General features: G+C 69.2%; 14 protein-coding genes. 6 read left to right on the forward strand and 8 right to left on the reverse strand.

The annotated features are described in order from the left end of the window. Nucleotides 1–22: 22 nt before the first annotated feature. From SROT_RS12075 to SROT_RS12100, 6 genes are all read right to left on the reverse strand, one after another. Complete coding sequence (locus tag SROT_RS12075) at nucleotides 23–1,171, reverse strand: acyl-CoA dehydrogenase family protein (RefSeq protein WP_013139308.1); 1,149 nt, start codon at nucleotides 1,169–1,171, stop codon at nucleotides 23–25. 16 nt (nucleotides 1,172–1,187) lie between these two features. Beyond that, a complete protein-coding gene (locus SROT_RS12080) occupies nucleotides 1,188–2,885 on the reverse strand; it encodes an acyclic terpene utilization AtuA family protein (protein ID WP_013139309.1) in 1,698 nt (565 codons plus the stop codon). Further along, complete coding sequence (locus tag SROT_RS12085) at nucleotides 2,882–3,691, reverse strand: TIGR03084 family metal-binding protein (RefSeq protein ID WP_013139310.1); 810 nt, start codon at nucleotides 3,689–3,691, stop codon at nucleotides 2,882–2,884. The genes SROT_RS12080 and SROT_RS12085 overlap by 4 nt, the downstream gene beginning before the upstream one ends. 401 nt (nucleotides 3,692–4,092) lie before the next feature. Then, entirely contained in the window at nucleotides 4,093–4,299 is a 207-nt protein-coding gene (locus SROT_RS12090; RefSeq protein WP_013139311.1) for a cold-shock protein, read from the reverse strand. 192 nt (nucleotides 4,300–4,491) lie between these two features. Next, nucleotides 4,492–5,850 (reverse strand): DEAD/DEAH box helicase, encoded by a 1,359-nt coding sequence (locus tag SROT_RS12095; protein WP_013139312.1) that lies wholly within the window; start codon nucleotides 5,848–5,850, stop codon nucleotides 4,492–4,494. 252 nt (nucleotides 5,851–6,102) lie between these two features. Further along, nucleotides 6,103–7,398, reverse strand: coding sequence for a PucR family transcriptional regulator (locus tag SROT_RS12100; RefSeq protein WP_013139313.1), 1,296 nt, complete (start codon nucleotides 7,396–7,398; stop codon nucleotides 6,103–6,105). Between the two features lie 261 nt (nucleotides 7,399–7,659). Here SROT_RS12100 and SROT_RS12105 point away from each other — a divergent pair, with 261 nt between their 5' ends. Genes SROT_RS12105 through SROT_RS12115 form a run of 3 tightly spaced genes read left to right on the forward strand, consistent with a single transcriptional unit; the run spans nucleotide 7,660 to nucleotide 11,117 of the window. Continuing rightward, entirely contained in the window at nucleotides 7,660–8,631 is a 972-nt protein-coding gene (locus SROT_RS12105) for a fumarylacetoacetate hydrolase family protein (protein ID WP_013139314.1), read from the forward strand. Next, complete coding sequence (locus SROT_RS12110) at nucleotides 8,628–9,302, forward strand: VOC family protein (RefSeq protein ID WP_013139315.1); 675 nt, start codon at nucleotides 8,628–8,630, stop codon at nucleotides 9,300–9,302. The genes SROT_RS12105 and SROT_RS12110 overlap by 4 nt, the downstream gene beginning before the upstream one ends. A 3-nt stretch (nucleotides 9,303–9,305) precedes the next feature. After that, the gene (locus tag SROT_RS12115) at nucleotides 9,306–11,117 is read left to right on the forward strand and encodes an FAD-dependent monooxygenase (protein WP_013139316.1); all 1,812 of its coding nucleotides are present in this window, start codon (nucleotides 9,306–9,308) and stop codon (nucleotides 11,115–11,117) included. 57 nt (nucleotides 11,118–11,174) lie between these two features. On the opposite strand, the gene SROT_RS12120 is transcribed toward SROT_RS12115, so the two are convergent. Then, nucleotides 11,175–11,987 (reverse strand): phosphosulfolactate synthase, encoded by an 813-nt coding sequence (locus SROT_RS12120; protein WP_013139317.1) that lies wholly within the window; start codon nucleotides 11,985–11,987, stop codon nucleotides 11,175–11,177. Nucleotides 11,988–12,077: 90 nt separating this feature from the next. After that, nucleotides 12,078–13,502, reverse strand: a complete 1,425-nt coding sequence (locus tag SROT_RS12125; protein ID WP_013139318.1) for an MmgE/PrpD family protein — start codon at nucleotides 13,500–13,502, stop codon at nucleotides 12,078–12,080. A gap of 242 nt (nucleotides 13,503–13,744) precedes the next feature. Between SROT_RS12125 and SROT_RS12130 the strand changes: the two genes are divergently transcribed. The 3 genes from SROT_RS12130 to SROT_RS12140 all read left to right on the forward strand — a co-directional run bounded on the left by SROT_RS12130 (nucleotide 13,745) and on the right by SROT_RS12140 (nucleotide 20,035). Continuing rightward, complete coding sequence (locus tag SROT_RS12130) at nucleotides 13,745–14,794, forward strand: NAD(P)H-binding protein (protein WP_013139319.1); 1,050 nt, start codon at nucleotides 13,745–13,747, stop codon at nucleotides 14,792–14,794. Next, nucleotides 14,791–15,447: a CPBP family glutamic-type intramembrane protease gene (locus SROT_RS12135; RefSeq protein ID WP_013139320.1), complete on the forward strand. Its 657-nt coding sequence runs from the start codon at nucleotides 14,791–14,793 to the stop codon at nucleotides 15,445–15,447. The genes SROT_RS12130 and SROT_RS12135 overlap by 4 nt, the downstream gene beginning before the upstream one ends. A 100-nt stretch (nucleotides 15,448–15,547) precedes the next feature. Then, nucleotides 15,548–20,035 carry an ATP-dependent helicase gene (locus SROT_RS12140; RefSeq protein WP_013139321.1) on the forward strand — a complete coding sequence of 1,496 codons (4,488 nt, stop codon included), beginning with the start codon at nucleotides 15,548–15,550 and terminating at the stop codon, nucleotides 20,033–20,035. The last annotated feature ends 7 nt before the right edge of the window (nucleotides 20,036–20,042 follow it).

A 20,042-nucleotide genomic window follows, 5' to 3' on the forward strand; every position in this document is an offset into this window, starting at 1 on the left:
CTCGTCCTGCGTTGTGCTCTGTTCATGCGGTGTATCCCAATCTTCTCGCGGCCAATGTGGTGAGGATTTCGGTGGTTCCGCCGCCGATCCCAAGAATGCGCATGTCCCGGTACTGGCGCTCGATCTCGCTCTCGGCCATGTAGCCGAGCCCGCCGAAGAGCTGCAGCGCCTGGTTCGCGACCCACTCCCCCGTCTCGACGGCGGTGTTCTTGGCGAAACAGACCTGCGCGATCAAGTCCTGGTCGCCTGAGGCGGCGCGCTCGGCGACGTGGCGGGTGTAGACCTTGGCGACGTCGATCCGCCGCGCCATTTCCGCCAGCGTGTTCTGCACGCTTTGCCGTGAGATGAGCGGGCGCCCGAACGTGCTCCGGTCCCGGCACCATTGCAGGGCGAGGTCCAGGCAGCGCTGCGCGCTCGCGTACGCCTGGACGGCGAGGACGACCCGTTCGGCGACGAACGCGGCGGCGATCTGCGCGAAACCGGTGTTCTCCGCGCCGACGAGGTTCGCGGCGGGGACTCGGACGTCGGTGTAGGACAGCTCTGCGGTGTCGGAGGAGCGCCAGCCCATCTTGTCGAGCGCGCGGCTCACGATGAAGCCCGGCGCGGTTTTCTCCACGACGATGAGCGACACACCGGCGGAGCCTTCGCCCCCGGTGCGCGCGGCCGTCACGACGTAGTCGGCGCGCACGGCGGAGGTGATGTAGGTCTTCGCGCCGTTGATGACGTAGTGGTCTCCGTCGCGGCGCGCGGTCGTGGCCAGGCGTCCCACGTCGGAGCCGCCGCCCGGTTCGGTGATGGCGAGCGAACCGATTTTCGCCCCGGCGAGCGTGGGCCGCACGAACTCGTCGATGAGTCGGGGGTCTGCTGACGCGATGATGTGCGGGACAGCGATCCCGCAGGTGAACAGGGAGGCGAACACGCCGCCCGGCACCCCGGCCTCGTGCAGCTCCTCGCAGACGACGACGCTGTCGGCCACATCGCCGCCGCCACCGCCCGCCGATTCGGGGAACGCCACGCCCAACAGGCCTGCGTCTCCCGCTGCGCGGTGCAGTTCGCGCGGGATCTGCCCGGCTTTCTCCCATTCGGCCGCGTGCGGCAGGATCTCGCGCTCGGCGAAGGCCCGCGCTGTCGCGCGCAGCGCGACGCGCTCCTCGCTCTTCCACATGGTCATCGGACCAGCCCGACGCTCATAGCAGCTCCTGGGGAATGTCGAGCTCGCGCGAGCGCAGCCATTCGCCGAGGCCCTTGGCCTGGGGGTCGAACCGGACCTGTTCGGCGACGCCGCGGCCAAGGATGCCTTCGATGACGAAATTGACAGCTCTCACGTTGGGGAGCACATGCCGGCGCACGGCAAGCCCCGAAGCCTCGGGCAGGAGCTCTTTGCATTTCTCGACGGTCAGTTCGTCGACAAGCCAGGAGAACTGTTGCGCGGTCCTCACCCAGAGCCCGATGTTCGCGGAACCGCCTTTGTCCCCGCTGCGCGCGCCCGCGATCACGCCGAGCGGCAAACGGCGGGTCTCCCCGCCCAGCCCGGGGCGCGGCACTGCCGGCTCGGGCACGTCGGCGAGCTCCTGCGTCGTGGGCGCGGGAGGGATCGAGACCGCAGCGCCGTCGGGCAGCACCGCCTCGTGCGCGACCTCGCCGTGCGCGACGTACCCCGCCGTGAACACGCCGTAGGGGGAGCCGTTGCCGGGCGGGGTGGTGAGCGCGAACCCCGGGTAGCTCGCGAGCGCGAGCTCCACGGCGGCGCTGGAGAACTGTCTGCCGACCTTCTCGGGGTCGGGGTCGCGGACGACGCATTGGAGCAAGGCGCTGGCCTGCTGCTGGGTCGGGGCGTCGGGGCGGTCGACGCGGGCGAGGTTCCACACCACCTCGGCAGGGCGCTTGGCCAAGAGGGATTCGAGCTGGCTCTTCGCCAACGCGGCTTTCTCCTCGATGTGCAGACCGCTGAGGATGAACGTCATCTCGTTGCGGAACCCGCCGATCGTGTTGAGCGAGACTTTGAGCGAGGACGGGGGCGGCTCGCCCTTGACGGAGGAGACGTGCACGCGGTCGGGGCCGTCCTGGGCCAACGCCACCGTGTCGAGCCGGGTCGTGACGTCCGGTCCGGCGTATCGGGCGGTTTGGATCTCGTAGAGCAGTTGCGCGGTCACCGTGCCCACGCTCACCTCGCCGCCGGTGCCGGGGTGCTTGGTGATGACGCTTGTGCCGTCGGCGTGGATTTCCACAATCGGGAAGCCCGCGTGGCGCAGGTCGGCGATTTCCTGGAAAAAAGCGTAATTCCCCCCGGTGACCTGGGTGCCGCATTCGACGAGGTGCCCGGCGACCACCGCCCCGGCAAGCTGGTCGTAGTCTCTCTGCTGCCAACCGAAGCGCCACGCGGCAGGGCCGACCACGAGCGAAGCGTCGGTGATGCGGCCAGTGACCACGACATCCGCCCCGGCGTTGAGCCCCGCCACGATCCCGAACGCGCCGAGGTAGGCGTTCGCCGCGGCGGGCGAGCCGAAGCCGAGTTCGCGGGAGCGCGCGACGAGGTCGTCGCCGCGGACATGCGCGATCTTTGCGGCGAGGCCGAGTCGCTCGGCGAGCTCGGCGAGCTTGTCCGCGAGTCCCTTCGGGTTGAGGCCGCCCGCGTTGACGACGACTTTCACCCCTTTGTCCAGGGCGAGGCCGAGGCTCTCCTCCATTTGCCGCAGGAACGTTTTCGCGTACCCGAGGCCGGGGTCTTTCAGCCGGTCGCGGCCCAGGATGAGCATGGTGAGTTCGGCGAGATAGTCGCCGGTGAGCACGTCGAGCTCGCCGCCGGCGAGCATCTCGCGCACTGCGGAGAACCGATCCCCGTAAAAGCCGGAAGCGTTGCCGATCCGGAAAGCCTCTGCGCTCATACTGGCGCCTTTCGCCGTGTCGTTTCTTGATCTTCGCGGCGCGACCCTGGCGGGCCTGCGAAAGCTTGTGCGACCGTGAGCCAGCGTCGCGCGTCGTCCCCGTCGGCGACGAGGCCGAGCGTGCTGGGCGGGCGGCGTTGGCAGACGAGGTGGCAGAAGTCGAGGGCGCTGCCGGCGACCCGCTGGGCCGCGTGTTCCGGGCCCCAGGCCCACGTCTGCCCGTCCGGGGCGGCGAGCTCGACGCGGAACGGCTCGGCGGGCGGGGTGAGGCCGTTGACCAGGAACGCGTAGTCCCTGGCCCGCACACCGATGTGCGCGACGTGCTGGAGCCTGTTCGTCGCGGGCCACGCAGCCCCGAGCGCGTCGGCGATGTCGAGCCCGTGCGCCCACGTCTCCATGAGCCGGGCGGTCGCGAACGACGCGGCGCTCATCGGCGGGCCGAACCACGGCACGGCGGCCCCCTCGGGCAATGCCGCTATCTGCTCGGCGAGTTCGCGGCGCCCATGCCGCCACGCCTGGAAGAGCTCATGGGGCGGGCGGGCGGCGTGCTCTTGGGCCCCGATGTCCACCATGGCCGCCCCGAGCGCTGCTTTTTCCTGCACGAGCCGCGCGAACCGGTCGGGGCCGGCGACGGCGACAGCGGCGACGGCGTCCGTCCACAGCAAATGCCCGATCTGATGCGCGACAGTCCATCCGGCGGACGGGGTCTGCGTGCGCCACAGAGGCGGCTCTAGGGCGGCGACCAACGCCTCGACCGCATCGCCCTCAGCGACGAGATCGGCGAGAACGGCAGCGGGTGAAACCATAACCACGAGGCTAACAGAGAGTCACTTATCATTGTTATAGAACCCCGTTATAATTTAAAAAGCCTTTTCAGGGGCTATATTTTGTTTATTGTTGAGTTAGATCACAGAAAACGGGGGTGTGGGGTTCGCGCCCACGCCTCGCTGGCATGCCCACGACAGATCGGGCACAGCGCGGCGAAGGCGGACGACAGCGCACTGCTGATCCGCGAGGGACCGCGGGAAGACGCGCGCGGATGGGCCACAGGCCGTGGCGACCCCTGGGAAACCAGGACATCCGCCACAACAGCGCTTCAACAAACAGGGCATAAAACAGCAGAAGAGCATGTCGGGGCTTCACGAAGCTCCGACATGCTCTTCTGGCGGGGACGGGCTGTGTCCCCGTCGATTCGGTTTGCTCTTGGTCAGATCACGGTGACCGAAACGGCCTGAGGGCCTCGGTCGCTGGCCTGAGTCTCAAATTTCACGCGCTGGTTCTCCTGCAACGTGCGGAATCCGCCTTCGCTGACGATCCCGGAGAAGTGGACGAAGAGGTCCTTGCCGCCGTCATCGGGAGCGATGAAGCCGAAACCCTTCTCCTCGTTGAACCATTTCACGGTGCCTTGGGGCATTCTTTCTTTTCCTTTTGTTGGGTTCATAGACATGCGGCCATAGCGCAACCGCATATCAAGAGAGGATGGCCGATCTGTCGATCAGTCCATGACCGCCCTGCTGGATGAAATATCCCCGCGAAAGTCACTGAGGGTTTCAACCGCTCGAATCCTACCAGTTCCGAATGTCCGTCCGCGCGCTGAGTGCCAGACTCAGCGTCCGCCGGGCGCTCGCCGCGCTCCAGAGCGCGACCGGGCGGCAGGGGGCTGCGCGCCGCCGACCGGCGCGGCGGAACCGCGCTTATGCCGAGGAGCCCACCCGGCAGCGGCCTGCCGGACAGAGCGGGTCCGGGCGGGTTTGCGCGGCGTCGAAGGCGCTGGGGCCGCCGCTGCGACAAGCGCGACGCCCGAGGGCTGGCGCGCTCCGCTGACTCGGACTAGCTCCGCGTCGCCAGCGCGAACAGGCACGCCCTTGACGACCACGCCCGCCGCCCGCGCCATCGCCTCCGCGTCTCGCCGCTCGGCAGGGGTCACCAACGTGATCACAACGCCGGACTCGCCAGCCCGCGCGGTGCGGCCCGCGCGATGGAGGTAGTCCTTCGGGTCTGCGGGCGGGTCCACATGCACGACGAGGTCCACCCCGTCGATATGGACGCCGCGGGCGGCGACGTTCGTGGCAACCAGAACCGCGACGTCGCCCGATTTGAACGCCTCCAGCGTGCGAGTGCGATTGTTCTGCGCTTTCCCGCCGTGGATCGCCGCTGCGCTCACCCCGACAGCCCGCAGGCGCTTGGTGAGCCGGTCCGCGCCATGTTTGGTGTGGACGAAGAGGATGGTGCGCCCCTCTCGGGCCGCGATCTCGGTGACGACCAGCTTCTTCTGTTCTTGATCGACGAACAGCATGTGGTGCTCCATCGTCGAGACGCTCGCGGCCGCCGGGGCTGTGGAACACGTCGCAGGGTTGTCGAGGTAGCGCCGCACGAGTTTGTCCACCTGGCCGTCCAGCGTCGCCGAGAACAACAACCGCTGCCCCTTCTTGGGCGTGCGGTCGAGGATCTTCACGACCTGCGGCAAGAACCCCATGTCCGCCATCTGGTCGGCCTCGTCCAATGCGGTGACCGAGACCTCGTCCAGGACCACCGTGCCCTGCGCGAGGTGGTCGGCGAGACGGCCCGGGGTGGCGACGAGCACGTCCACGCCCCGCGCGAGCTCGTCGATCTGGCGCTGCATGGACAGGCCGCCGACAACGCTGGCCGTGCGCAAGCCGACCGACGCGGCGAGCGGCGTGAGCGCGGACGCGACCTGCGCGGCGAGCTCGCGAGTCGGCACCAGGACCAAGCCGCGCGGCTTGCGCGGCTTGCTCGCCCCGTTGGCGAGGCGGGCGAGCATGGGAAGGCCGAAGGTCAATGTCTTCCCCGAGCCGGTGGGGCCTCGGCCGAGCACGTCCCTGCCCTCCAGGGCAGGCGGCAAGGCGGCGGCTTGGATCGGGAACGGCGCGGTGACGCCCGCTTTGGCGAGCGCGCTGACGATGGGCTGGGGCACGCCCAGGCTGGCAAAGGTGGGATCGGACATACGAGAACTGCTTTCAGAAGTGGCGGTTGTCCCGGCGCGAAGATCGAGAACGCCGACGCTGCGCGTCGTTCGCTTTTCGTCGGCGTGGATCTCGCATCGGCTTCGAGGAAAAACCTCGTGCCTGACACCCGCCGCTCTCGCCCGGTTTGGATAACAAGGACTCTAGCACATCGGCCACATCGGCGCCCAGAACTGCGAAAATGAGAGACCCGCGCCGGGCGGCCATCCCCGCCCGCGTGAGCGGCTGAGCGGTCAGCCGACGGACAGAACCCCGTCGCCGAGCATGTCGGCGAGGGCGAGCGCGGCGTGCAACTGCAAGCGGCGTTCCGCAGCGGGAGTTCCTCGCAGCTGCTCGGCCCGCCGCACCCGGTAGGCCACCGTGTTCCGCGCGACGTGCAGGCAGTCGGCGGTCCGAGCCAAACTGCGGTCTCGGTCGAGATAGCACTTCAAGGTGTGGCGCAGCACCGCTGTCGATTCGCCAGGCCCCGCCAGCTCGCCCAGTTCGCGGACGACGAACTCGCCTGCGACCGGCAGGTCGGCGCTGAGCATGGCCACGATATCGACATCGCCGTAAGGAAAGAACCACGTGTCGCGGGCCGTCGACATGACGCCGACGCGCGCGGCGCGGCTCGCTTGGTCGTGGCTGCGCCGAAACCCGTCGACGCCGAAGCCGGGCAACCCGGTCGCGAGGCGCACACCGGGCGAGATCGGGGGCGGCTCCTCGTTCGGCATGGGGGGCTGGGCCGTGCGCGAGCCCCACGCCCAGACCCGCTGGGCGCCGAGGGAGAGCACCGCGGTGGACGCGCATCCCGCCGCTGCCAGAGCGGCGGCGGCGGCTTCCCGCAGCTGCTTGGGCTCGGCGGGCGCGGGGCCGCCGGTCCACGCGATCACGGCGAGATGCCAACGGGAGAGGTCGTACCCCAGCACGCGCACAGCCCGGCCGAGCGGCACATCGGCTCCGCGCAGGATGTCCTCGACAACCTCCATGCGCATCGCGTTCGAGCTGGTCGACCACGCCTCATGCGCTCGCGCGAACTCCATCGACATGTGCGTGTTCATGATGTCGACGATGTGGAAGAGGAAGTCGTTGATCCGCCGCGTCTCGTCAAAACGCCGCGCTTGGGGGACGATGCGCCCCACCGCGTCGATCAGCACTTCGGCAGCAGCGGCGTGGGCGAGGTGGATGCTGCGCAGCATGTGCTCGACGCCAATGCCGCGGGCGACCAATTCCACCGGGCCCGCGAGCACTTCTGGCGCCGTCGCAGACGTCACCTCTGTGTCGCGGGCAAGCGCTGCGAGCACGCCGAGCGCCACCGCCTCGCAGCCCCTGCCCACCTCGGTCCCGACCACGTCGACCGCCAGCTCGGGAATGGCCGAGGTGACGCGGGCGGCCATCGTCGCGCCGAGCTCCACAGCCCAACCGGCGGGGCCGGGCCCCAGCAGCGACGCGAGTTCCTCGGCGCGTTCGCGCAGCAGCGACGAAGCCGGGAACGAGCGGCTGTCAACAGGTTCGAGTTCGGCGAGCCACGGACGCTTCAGAGTGACCACATGCTCTTCCTTTCCGCCGGCTCGGGCCAGAGTCTGACCGTCGCGGCGAACACGCAGGCGGGGAGGGCTGGGGCGCACACCTGCGGCCTCGGCAATCTCGGGGCCCAGCCTTCGCGCGCGAGGAGCGCGACGCAGGAAGACATTGCACCACAATACAAGAGGCGGTGTCGATTTTAGGACTCGAAACCAACATGCGGCGGGCTTCTTTGCCTTTGACTGTTCTTCAACGCCGCACAGAGCCGGCGAACGGAAGGAGAGAGCGTGGTCGTCCACCTCGTGCGCTACCGGCATGCGCAGCGCGTCGCATGGGGCGTGCTCAACAACGGAGCCATCGCGCCGCTCGATGGCCAGTACGACCGTGTGGCCGACCTGATCGAGCGGGGGGAGGCCGACTGGCGCGCGGCGGCGGCCAGGCCTGGGAGCCTTGACTTCGACAACGTGGAGCCGCTCGCCCCGGTCACCTCGCCGTGCCGAGTGATGTGCCAGGGGGCCAACTACCGCCAGCATGCGATCGAATCCGGCATGGACCCGGACGCGCGAGCGTTCAACCTGTTCTTCGACAAGACCGACGCGTCCATCACCGGCCCTGACGCGACAGTCACGCGCCCGGCCCACGTCGCTTTGCTCGACCACGAGATCGAACTGGCCCTGGTGCTGCGCAAAGAAGTCAACGAGCCGACCACGGTCACCGATGACAACCTCCACGAGTATGTGTTCGGCGTGATGATCGCCAACGACTTGTCCGCCCGGGACGTGCAACTCCCCCAAGGCCAATTCCTCAAAGGCAAGAGCTACCGAGGCTTCTGCCCGACCGGGCCGGTGCTGGCCGTGCTCGAACCCGACGAATTCCCCTTGCTCGAAGCGCTCGAATTGGAGCTGCGCGTCAACGGCTCGCCGCGCCAGCGCGACAGCACCGCCAACATGCTCTACAAACCCGCCGAGTCCTTGACCGAGCTCACCGAGTTCTGCAATCTCAGCCCCGGCGACGTGCTGCTGACCGGCACCCCGCATGGATGTGTCGCCACCTCGCCGAAACCGATCGTGCGGCGGATCGCCACCGCGCTGCTGCCCGAAGACAAGCTCTGGGCGGCCTTCATCAAACGGAACAAAAACAAACCCTACCTGCGGCCAGGCGACGTGATCACCGCCTCGATCCGCCACGCGGGCGGCGCTGTGGACCTCGGGACGCAACGGACTGCCATCGCCGCGCCAACGCGGGACGGCCGAGCATGAGCGCCAGCCAGCCAGCGGCGGGGACGACGGACGCCGCCGCGCAAGAGCCTGATCGCGATGCGGCCAGCATCGCCGCGCCGCCCGATTGCATCGCCCACTGGGTCGTGAAGACCGCCCGCGCCGCAGCAATGATCGATTGGTACACACATGTCTTCGGCGCGCGGGTCGCCCACGAAGACGCCCGGATCGCCTTCCTGACGTGGGATCACGAAAGCCACCGGCTCGCCCTGGTCAAGCTCCCCCGCGCCCTGGCCTACGTCTTCCCGCTGTCCCGGTGGCGGCGCAAGGCGTACGGCATCGACCACCTCGCGTTCACCTTCCCCTCGCTGACGGCGTTGCTCGCGACGTACGAGCGGCTCAAGGGCGTCGGGATCACCCCGGTGTGGTCGATCAACCACGGCCCCACCACGAGCCTCTACTACGAGGACCCCGAGGGCATTCGGCTGGAATTCCAGGTCGAGAACTTCCCCACCGCGCAGGCGACAGCCGACTATTTCACGAGCCGGGAGTTCGCCGACAACCCCATCGGGGTCAACATCGACCCTGACTATCTGCTGGAACGCCTGCGCGCGGGCGCCGGAGAAGCCGATCTGCTGACTCGTTGCGCAGGCGTGCGGCCGGGGACAAAGCCGCGGGCGGGCAAACGGACCATCACATGGAAGACGCTGTGACCCGTGTCCGTTGAATCGGTCGTCATCGTCGGAGCCGGAGCAGCCGGGTCCACCCTGGCGTTGCTGCTGGCCCGTCACGGCGTGCCCAGCACGATCGTGGACCAACGAGCCGACACGCGGCTGCACCCCGCCGCCCACGTCATCAACGCCCGCACCCTGGAGATCTGGCACCAGGCCTCCCCCGCCCTGCTCCGCTCGCTCGAATCTGTCATCCCGCCCATCGAGACCGTCAACATCATCCGATGGTGCACCGGCGTCCGCGCCGCCCCGCTGGGCGAAATCGACCTGCTCTCCGAACCGGAACGGCTCGCCGAAGTCCGCGGGCACAGTCCGTTTTTGATCTCGCACATCGGCCAGCACCTGCTCATGCCGGCGCTGTGGGCGGCGCTCGACGAGGACCCATTGATCGACTTCCGCCGAGGATGCCGGGCCGGCCTCGTCCACGAAGCGCTCGTCCTGGAGCAGCCTGGAAAGCCGCCGAGCACGCAGCGGCCGCGCTATCTGATCGCCGCCGACGGCGCCAACAGCGCCGTGCGCGCAGCGGCCGGCGTCGAGATGGACGGCCCTGTCTTGGCGAATATGGGCAGCGTCTTCTTCCACGCGCCGGACCTCTACCCCGACGGCCAGGACCGCCCGCTGCTCAGTTGGATCTACCACCCCCGGTTCAGCGGCGTGCTCATCGCCCACAGCGACGACCACTATGTGCTGATGACCCCCTACCTGCACCAGGGCCAGGCCATCGCCAAACGCAGCCGCGACGACTGGAACCGGCAGCTGCCCGGCGTGATCGGCACACTGGACTACGAGATCCGCTCGACCGGGACATGGACGATGACGTCGCAAATAGCGCGGAGTTTCCGCCGAGGCCCGCTGCTCTTGATCGGCGACGCCGCCCACCGCTTCCCGCACACCGGGGGGTTCGGCCTCAACAGCGGCGTGCAGGACGCCCACAACGTTGCCTGGAAGCTCGCCGCCGTGCTCACCTCCGACGCCCCCGACTCGCTCCTGGACACCTACGAGATCGAGCGGCGTCCGGTTGTTTCGCGGTTCGCACGGCAAAGCACCGCCAACCATTTCAAACTCGACGAGGTCACCGCTCCGCTCGGCATCACCAACACCTCGCTGCACAAGGCCACCGAATTCATGGCCAAGCCTTGGCTGTCGTGGATCCCCGAGCCCGTCATGGCCGCGGTCGCGGACGGCCTGACCCGCGCGCAAACATCACGGACCAAGCGGCTCACCCGGCAAAACCGGCGCGGCGAGCGCCTGCGGCGGCACATAGCCGAAACTATCCCCGGCCAACTGGAGCACTTCGTGGCGAGCGGCCTGGAATTCGGCTATGCCTATGAAAGTCCGCTCATCGACGCCGCCGAAGGCCCATGCCCCGATTGCGACGTGTCCTTCTACGAGCCGACCACGCACCCCGGCGCGCGCCTGCCGCACACCATCGTCCTCGACCAGGAGGGACGGAGCGCGCCCCTGCACGACCTGGTCGAACTGTCCGGGCTGACGCTGTTCACGGCCGCGCCCGCGGAATGGGCCGCGCGCCTGCCCGAATCGCTCGACCACATCCGCGTCACGGTCGCCGCGTTGGTCCCGCCGACCCCCGAGGCGTTGCCGGCGATGCTCCGCCTTTTGGAGATCGGCGAGCGCGGAGCCGTGCTCGTCCGTCCTGACGGGCATGTCGTGTGGCGGGACCGGACCGGCCCCGAGGCCGTCGGCCGATTGGCGGCGTACGCGCTCGGCGCCTGGGCGCCGCTGACCAGCGGCCAGGGAAGCCAAAACCTCGCCCCCAGCAGTCACGAGCATTCCTGAGGCGACAACCCCGGGGCGGCTTGCAGCGGCGTCCCGCGACGATGCGCGGGACGCCGCTCAGAACTGCGGGTTCACGATCCTGCCCCAGGTGCTCTTGTTGCCCCAGATGTTCTGGCGCAGGCCTTCGAGCTGAAGAATCTGCGAGTGGTCGACGAAGAGGTTGACCTCGTTGCCGTAGTTCTTGATGTACCACTCGAACACCAGCGGGTCGGCGGACTCGAACATCACATGCTCCAAACCCACGCCGTTGATGATCTGGGCGACAGCGCCGGTGTTCCAGTTGGCCACGTTCTCCGTGATGCCCTCTGACTCGATCATGATGATGTCCGCCCCGGCGTCCAAGGCGCGTTTGGCCCGTTCGATGAGGTCGCCGACGTCCTTCTTGCCTTCGGCGGCAAGCTCGGCCTCGGTGGAGTCCCCGCCGGAGCCGAACTGGATGCCGAGTTCGGGTTTGGCCTTCAATCCCGCCTTTTTGACCTTCTCCACCAGGCGCAAGAGCCCGGAGGTCGGCACCGAGATGAAGCCCGTGGAGATCTCAATGACGTCGAAGCCGACCTCTTTGGCCTCTTTGAGGTATTGGTCGACGTATTGGACGCCGTAGCGGAGCACCGTTTCGATCCAACCGCCGGAGGAGATGTACGCCCCGTGCTTGTGCGCGATGTCCGAGAAAGCGCGCACCTGCTCTTTCGGCAGCAGGGCGAACGAGCCGCCCGCCCATTTCACGCCGTCGACCCATTCGCCCGCGACTTCGAGGACGTCTTCGAGATGGCGGACGCCGTATGTGGAGTAGTACGGCCCCCTGACCTCGGTGAGGCCGAAGGAGCGAGGCTTGGCGGGGCGGGAAGCGCGCGGGATGAAATCGAATGACATAGCAGTGCTCTTTCTTGTGTTGCAAGGCGGCAGAGCCGCAATGGGGTCGGCGACCCGGCCCGCGTCTCGCAAGACCGGGCCGCCAGGGAATTACGCGTGTGCGAGCTCGCGGTCTCGGACCCTGCTGACCTCGCGCAGGAGCGCGGTCAGGTCCGAAACGGCGTGCTCTTCAAGACGGTGGACGGTGTGCGCGATGCGCTCGCGCAGATCCTCCGAGGCGAAGGGCGCGGCCAGGTGGTCGAACTTGGCCCTGGCCCGCTCCCAGGTCAACGGGTGGGTGAAAAAGCCCTCGTAGTCGTCCCGCGAGGCCGAGAAGCGGGTGCCGTTCGCCAGCACCACTTCGAGCTCGGCTGGCAGCTTCGCCGGGAAGGCGGCGGTCAGCTCCGGGTCGGGCGCGACGGACACCTTCGCGAGCAGATCTTGGACGTCGTCCGCGACGATCCGCTCGGGGGCGTACTGCTCGGGGGTGACCCAGCCGTCCAAGAGCGCGACCGCGATCATGTACGGCAATGAGTGGTCCGCTTCTTCCTTGGTGCGGATGTGGTGTTTGGAGCCTTCTTCCCCGCCGCCGATGATCGCGTAGGCGACGTCGAAGGTGCGCAGGCGCACGGACTGCACTGCGTGCACGTTGAAGCCGTCTTGCGCCCGGATGTCGAGCGCGGCGTCGAGCGCAGACTGGGAATGGATCTCGGCGTTGTGCTTTTTCACGATGGTCTTCAGGACCGCGTCCAGGCCCTCGGAGCCCCAGTCGATCTCGAACGCTCCGGCGATGGAGTCCTTGAACCCCTTGTTGCCCTCGAACACCTCCTCCGGGCCGGTGATGCCCCGTGCGGCGAGCAACGCGGCGAACGCGCCCTCTTTCGCGGTGTTCGGGTACGCCAGCCCTTTCCAGTGGGAGAGGTTGCCGGTGCGGGTCACCCGCAACGCGTTGTTCGCGGTGCCGGAGATGGCGATGGCGTTGCCGATCTGCTCGGCAGGCAGCCGCAGCGCCTTCGCCACCGCGGCGGCCGCCGCGTACGCGCCCTGCGTGGTGTGGTCGAAGCCTTTGGCGCGCACCGGGGCCACATCCGAGAGCCGCACATGGACCTGGTAGGCGACAGCCAGCGCCGTCAGGAACTCCTTGCCGCTGCCTTGGACGGACTCCGCCGCGCCCAACACCGCCCCAAGATTGTCCGAGGGATGGTTCGTCTCCCCCTCCCCGATGTAGGAGTCCATGAAGTCGAGGTACCGCGAAAGCGCCCCGTTGTAGAACGCGGCCCGGTCCAGCGACGCGGTCCCGCCGCCGATCAAGCTGACCGCGGTCCCGCCGAGCGGGCGGTCTGCGTCCAAATCGGACAACAACTCCCGGATCGACACCAGCGGTTGCGCGTCAAGCGCCCCGATCGCGACCCCCAGGGTGTCGAGCACTCGGATCTTCAGCTGCTCCAACGCCTCCGGGCCGATCTGATCGAACGACGCTTCCTTGACGAATTCGGCGAGGGAGAAAACTTCTGTTCGGCCAGGCTCATGGCTCATCGTGGCATTCCTTCTTTCTGAGGAGACCGGCGACGGGCTGCGTGATCGCGCGATATGCGTTCGGGAAGTATGTATTAGGTAAGGCTTACCTAATACATGTGATCGTACGCCCGCGCCTCCCCCGCGTCAAGGGTTTCAGCCGCGCCAGATCGCGCCAACACGGCCGAAGCGGAGCACGCTCGCCCGTGAGCAGGTCCTCGGTGGTTGAATAGTGTGATCGCACACAATCGAAAGAGGTCGCCATGAAGGTTCTCGTCACCGGCGCGGGAGGATACGTCGGCGGTCGGCTGGTGCCCGAGCTGCTCTCGCGCGGGCATTCGGTCCGCGCGGCGTTCACCCAGCCCGCCGCCTCGGAGCGGCTCTGGTGGGCGCAGCGCACGGAGCGCGTGCGGATGGACGTGTTCGACCTGCGCCAAACAGTCGAGGCGCTGCGCGGGGTCGATTGCGTGTACTACCTGATCCACGGGCTGGGCGGGCGGGACTTCCTCGCCGCCGACCGCGCGGCGGCGAAGAACGCCGCCCGCGCCGCCGCGGAATGCGGGGTGCGCAAGGTCGTGTACCTTTCCGGCCTGGTGCCGGACGAGCCAGAGCATTCGCTCTCCAAGCACCTCTCCTCGCGGCTGGAGACCGAGCGCATCCTCTCCGAGCAGAGCAACGGCTTCGACACGATCACCTTGCGGGCCGCGATCATCCTGGGCTCCGCGTCCACCAGCTTCGAGGTGCTCAAACAAATCTGCGAGCGCATGCCAGCCCTGACCATCCCGGCCTGGATGCGCTCGCAGGTCCAGCCCATCGCAGTTGTGGACGTCGTGCAGGCGCTCGCGGGAGCCTTGGAAGCCGAGGTCGGCACCCGGCACTACGACATCGGCGGCCGAGAGCAGATGTCCTACCCGCAGCTGCTGTCCCGGTTTTGCGCGGTCTCTGGCAAGCCCAGGCCGCAGATCGTCGTGCCGCTCGCCCCGGCCAAGATCGTCTCCTTCCTCGCGTCCCGGCTCGTCGACGTCCCGACAGGCACGGTCGAAGCACTGGTGGAAAGCCTCAAACACGACATGGTCTGCGGGGAGGACGACTTCGTCGAGGACCTTTTGCCGCCCGGGCATCAGCTCGTGGAGACCGATGAGGCCATCCGGCGGGCCAACGCCCCCGCCCGCGCCGAGGACCCCGCCGACCGCGATCCGCTGGGCCCGCTGCCGCACGACCCCCAGTGGGCGCAAGGAGGAAAAAGCCTCGCGGGCGCGGCGCTCACGCGGGCCTCGTCCATCCTGGAGAACCTCGCGAGGCCAGCCCGGTGAGCCAAGCGCCGGCCCGCGACCGAGGCCGCTGGTCCCCGACGCCCCCCCAAGCCGCCGTTCTCGCCGCGCTGGCGGCGGGAACGCCCGTGGTCCGTCGCGCCTTGACCCGCCGGCCGGGGAGCCGGGCGTTCACAACATGGGCGGCCATGGTCGCCGCCGTGTGGTTCGCCAGCGGCGAGGCCGCGGACCGGGCGGCGGGCGGCGTGTCCCGCGAGCGTTGGAATCCGCGCGGGTCGGGGCGCGGGGCGGTTTTCGGCGCGGCGCTCGGCGGGCTGTTCGTCATCGTCGCCCCGATCGTGCGCCGTTTCCCTGTGCTCGCGCGCTGGGTGGACGCCGTCCTCGCGCACCGGAGTCGCGCCACCGGCCCCGGCGTCGTGATCCTCGCGCTCGTCGCCGGGGCCGCGGAGGAGCGGTTCTTCCGAGGCCCCGTCTACGACCAAGCGGGCGGGGGGCGGGGGCGCAAGACGCTCGCCAGCACTGTCCTCTACACCGCCGCCACAGCGGGCACCGGCAATCCCGCCCTGGTCGCCGCCGCGGCGGCGCTGGGCCTTGCCGCCGCGGCTGAACGCGGGCGCACCCGCAGCGTCTTTCCCTCGATGGCGCTGCACGCGGCCTGGACCACCACGATGTACTACGCCTTCCCCTCCTCCTGAAAGGAACGCCCCCTGTCCGGCAGCCCCTGGAGAAACAGCGGCGCGCGAGCACGCGGCGCGCGCTCCTGTGGGCGTCAGTGCTGTTTGCGATACTGTGCCCATGGCCCATAAGCCGACCGCGCGCTCCGCCTCGGAGCGTTTCTCGCCGCCCACGCGAGCGTGGTTGCACGACGCGTTCGGCTCGGCGACCCCGGCCCAGGAAATGGCGTGGGAGTCGATCTCGGCGGGCGCGAACACCTTGGTGCTCGCGCCGACCGGGTCGGGCAAAACTTTGGCGGGATTCCTGTGGGCCGTCGACCAATTGCTGAGCGAGCCCGGCAAAGGGACCCGGGTCCTGTACGTCTCGCCGTTGAAATCTTTGACCGCCGACGTCGACCGGAACCTGCGCGCCCCGCTGGTCGGCATCGCGCGCGCCGCGCAGCGGCTGGGCGAGCCCGAGCCCAAGGTCACCGTGGGCATGCGGACCGGGGACACCACGCCAGCCCAACGTCGCGAGCTGGGCCGCCTGCCGCCGGACATCTTGTTGACCACCCCGGAGTCGTTGTTCCTCATGCTCACCTCGGCGGCGAAAGACACGCTGCGATCCGTGCGCACCGTGATCGTGGACGAGATCCACGCGATGGTGAACACGAAACGAGGCGCGCACCTCGCGCTCTCCCTCGAACGGCTCGACAACGCGCTGGAACGTCCCGCCCAACGGATCGGGCTGTCCGCCACCGCCCGCCCGCCCGAGGAAGTGGCCCGGTTCCTGTCCGGCTCGGCTCCGACAACTGTTGTGGCCCCGCCCGCGCACAAACGGGTCGAGGTCTCGGTCTGCGTCCCCGTGCCGGACATGACCGACCTCGAGGACAACACGATATGGCCCGCCATTGAGGAGCGGATCGTCGACCTCGTCGAGTCCCATCGCTCCACCATTGTGTTCGTGAATTCGCGCAGGCTCTCCGAACGCCTGACCACACGCATCAACGAGGTGCACGCCGAACGCGCGGCAGGGCGCGGCGAACCCGAAGCCGCGGAGCGCGCGCTGGCCCGCACGCACCACGGTTCGGTGAGCAAGGAACAACGCGCCCTCATCGAGGACGACCTGAAAAACGGCGTGCTGAAAGCGGTGGTCGGCACCGCGAGTTTGGAGCTCGGCATCGACATGGGCTCCGTCGACCTCGTCATCCAAGTCGAATCCCCGCCGTCGGTCGCCAGCGGGCTGCAACGGGTCGGGCGGGCGGGCCACCAGGTCGGAGAGCTCTCCCGCGGGGTGGTCATCCCGAAACATCGAACGGACCTGCTGCAATGCGCAGTCGCCGCCGAGCAGATGCTCGCTGGCGCGACCGAGCCGTTGCGCACGCTGGCGAACCCGCTCGACGTGCTGGCGCAACACACTGTCGCGGCGGCCGCGATGGAAGACCTCGACGTCGAGCAGTGGTTCGACACCGTGCGGCGCAGCGCCCCGTTCACAACCCTGCCGCGCAGCGCGTACGAGGCGACTTTGGACTTGCTCTCGGGCAAATACCCTTCGACGGAGTTCGCCGAGCTGCGACCGCGATTGGTGTACGACCGCGCCGAAGGCACCCTCGCCGCGCGCCCAGGGGCGCAGCGCCTGGCCGTCACCTCCGGCGGCGCCATCCCGGACCGAGGCATGTTCGCCGTCTATCTCGCAGCGGGCGACGAGGGCGGGCGCCAGTCCCGAGTGGGCGAGCTGGACGAGGAGATGGTGTACGAGTGCCGTCCCGGCGACTTCATCACCCTCGGAGCCACCAGCTGGCGGATCACCGACATAGGCCCAGACCGGGTGCTGGTGCTGCCCGCGTTCGGCGAGCCGGCGAAGTTGCCGTTCTGGCATGGCGAAGGGCCCGGCAGGCCCGCGGAACTCGGCGAGGCGCTCGGCAGGTTCTCCGCTGAGCTGTCCCGTTCGCGCCCCGAGGAGTTCGAACGGCGCTGCGCCGCGGTGGGGCTGGACCAGAACGCCACCGAGAACCTCCGAGCCCTTTTGGACGAGCAGCAGCGGGCCACCGGCAAACTCCCCACCGACACCACCCTGATGGTGGAGCGCTTCCGCGACGAGCTCGGCGACTGGCGGGTGGCGCTGCTGTCCCCCTACGGGATGCGGATGCACGCCCCGTTGGCCTTGGCGGTGGGGGCGCGGCTGCGCGAGCTCTACGGGGTCGAGGGGCAAGCGACCGCGTTCGACGACGGCGTCGTGGTCCGGGTGCCCGACACCGGGGAGAGCGCGCCCGGCGCGGAGCTGTTCGTGTTCGAGCCCGACGACATCGACCCCGTCGTGACCGAGCAGATCAGCGGCTCGGCGCTGTTCGCCGCGCGGTTTCGCGAGTGCGCGGCTCGGGCGCTGCTGCTGCCGCGCCGCGCTCCGGGCAAGCGAGCCCCGCTGTGGTTGCAGCGCCAACGCGCCGCCCAACTGCTCGACGTGGCCCGCAAATACCAGGACTTCCCCATCGTGCTGGAGACTGCCCGAGAGTGCCTGCAAGACGTGTTCGACCTGCCGCAGCTGACCCGCCTCATGGCACGCGTCGCGCGCCACGAGGTGCGGCTGCTCACCGTCGAGACCACTGCCCCGTCGCCGTTCGCCGCGGCGCTCATGTTCGGCTACGTCGGCGCGTTCATGTACGAGGGGGACGTCCCGCTCGCCGAACGACGCGCAGCGGTGCTGTCCTTGGACATGAACCTGCTCGCCGAGCTGCTCGGGCGGATCGACCTGCGCGAGATGCTCGACCCCCAGGTGCTCGAGAAGACCTTCCAAGAACTGCAACGGCTCGCGCCAGGGCGCCGGGCCCGCGACGCGGAAGGCATTGCCGACCTGCTGCGGGTGCTCGGCCCGCTCACGGAGGACGAGCTGCGCGCGCGCAGCGAAGACCTCGACGTCGCTGCCGCCGCGGCCGAGCTGGCCGCGGCGCGCCGCACGGTGGCCATGTCGTTCGCTGGACGGCGTTGGCATGTCGCCGTGGAGGACGCGGGCAGGCTGCGCGACGGGGTGGGCGCCGCTGTCCCGGCGGGCGTCCCCGGCGCGTTCACCGAGCCGGTCGCCGATCCGTTGCGCGAGATTTTGGGGCGGTACGCGCGCACTCGCGGCCCGTTCACCACAGCAGACGCGGCTGATCGGTTCGGCCTCGCGCCCCGTGCGGCAGAGGAGGCCCTGCGTCGGCTCGCCGCGCAGGGCGCGCTGGTCCGGGGCGAATTCGTCGTGGCTGACGAAGCCCAACAATGGTGCGACAGCGACGTGCTGCGAATACTGCGCAGGCGCTCGCTCGCCGCCGCCCGCGCGCAAGTCGAACCCGTCACCGCCGCCGCCTACGCGCAGTACCTGCCCGCCTGGCAACGAGTGGCCGATCCGTCGTGCTCCGGCACGGACGGTGTGCTCGCGGTGGTCGAGCAGCTCGCCGGAGCCGCTGTGCCAGCTTCAGCCCTCGAACCGCTCGTGCTCGGCCAACGGGTGCGCGACTACCGGCCTGAAATGCTCGACGAGCTCTTCGCCGCAGGCGAGTTGTTGTGGTCCGGCGCTGGCACGATGCACGGCAACGACGGCTGGGTCGCCCTGCACTTGGCCGATTGCGCGGCGTTGTCGTTGGCCCCTCCCCCGGAAAGAGAGCTCACCGAAGCCCACCGGGCCATCTTGGACGCCCTCGGCGGGGAGGGCCGCGGCGGCGGGGGCTTCTTTTTCCGCCAGCTCGTGGACGGCGCGACCGAGTCAGCGGCGCGAGAAGCCCTGTGGGATCTGGTCTGGGCGGGCAAAGTCACGAACGACACCTTCGCCCCGGTGCGCGCGCTGCTTGCGGGGTCAGCCCGGAGCAGAAGCGCGCCTGCGGCGCACCGCCAGCGCCGCAGAGGCTCGCCGGTGCAGTTCCGCGCAAGCCGAGGCCCGGCGCGCGCCGCCGATCCTGTCGTGTCCGGCCGGTGGTCGTCGTTGCCGCAGCCGGAGCCGAACTCGACTTTGCGGGCCCATTTTTGGGCAGAGCAGCTGCTCGCCCGGCACGGCGTGGTCACAAAAGGCGCGGTCGGCGCAGAGGGCGTGCCCGGCGGTTTCGCCGCCGTGTACAAAATATTGACCGCGCTGGAAGACTCCGGGCTCTGCCAGCGGGGCTACTTCGTCGAGTCTCTCGGCGGGGCGCAGTTCACCAGCCCCGCCGCGGTGGACCGGTTGCGTTCCTACCAAGAACTCGCCACAGCGCGGGAGAAACCCCGGGTTGCGCACGTCTTGGCCGCGACAGACCCCGCCAACCCGTTCGGCGCGGCGCTGCCCTGGCCCGCTCGCGGCGCGGCGGACGACTCGCCGCCGTCGCACCGGCCCGGACGCAGGCCCGGAGCCATAGTGGTGCTCCACGAAGGCGAACTCGTCTGGTACCTGGAGCGAGGCGGACGTTCCCTGCTCGTGTTCGCGCCCGAAGACGGCCCGCAGCGCGCCGCCGCCGAGGCGTTGGTGGCGCTGGTGCGCTCCGGCCGCCTGGCCGGGCTCGTCGTCGAGCGGGTGGACGGCGCGTCCTCATTGGGAGCGGATCTGCCCGCCGCGGCCCAGCGAGCGGCGCGCGCGCTGCTCGAAGCAGGATTCGCCCGAACCCCGCGCGGGCTGCGGCTGCGCTGAGCGGAAC

Source organism: Segniliparus rotundus DSM 44985 (genome assembly GCF_000092825.1).
GTDB classification, from domain to species: Bacteria; Actinomycetota; Actinomycetes; order Mycobacteriales; family Mycobacteriaceae; genus Segniliparus; species Segniliparus rotundus.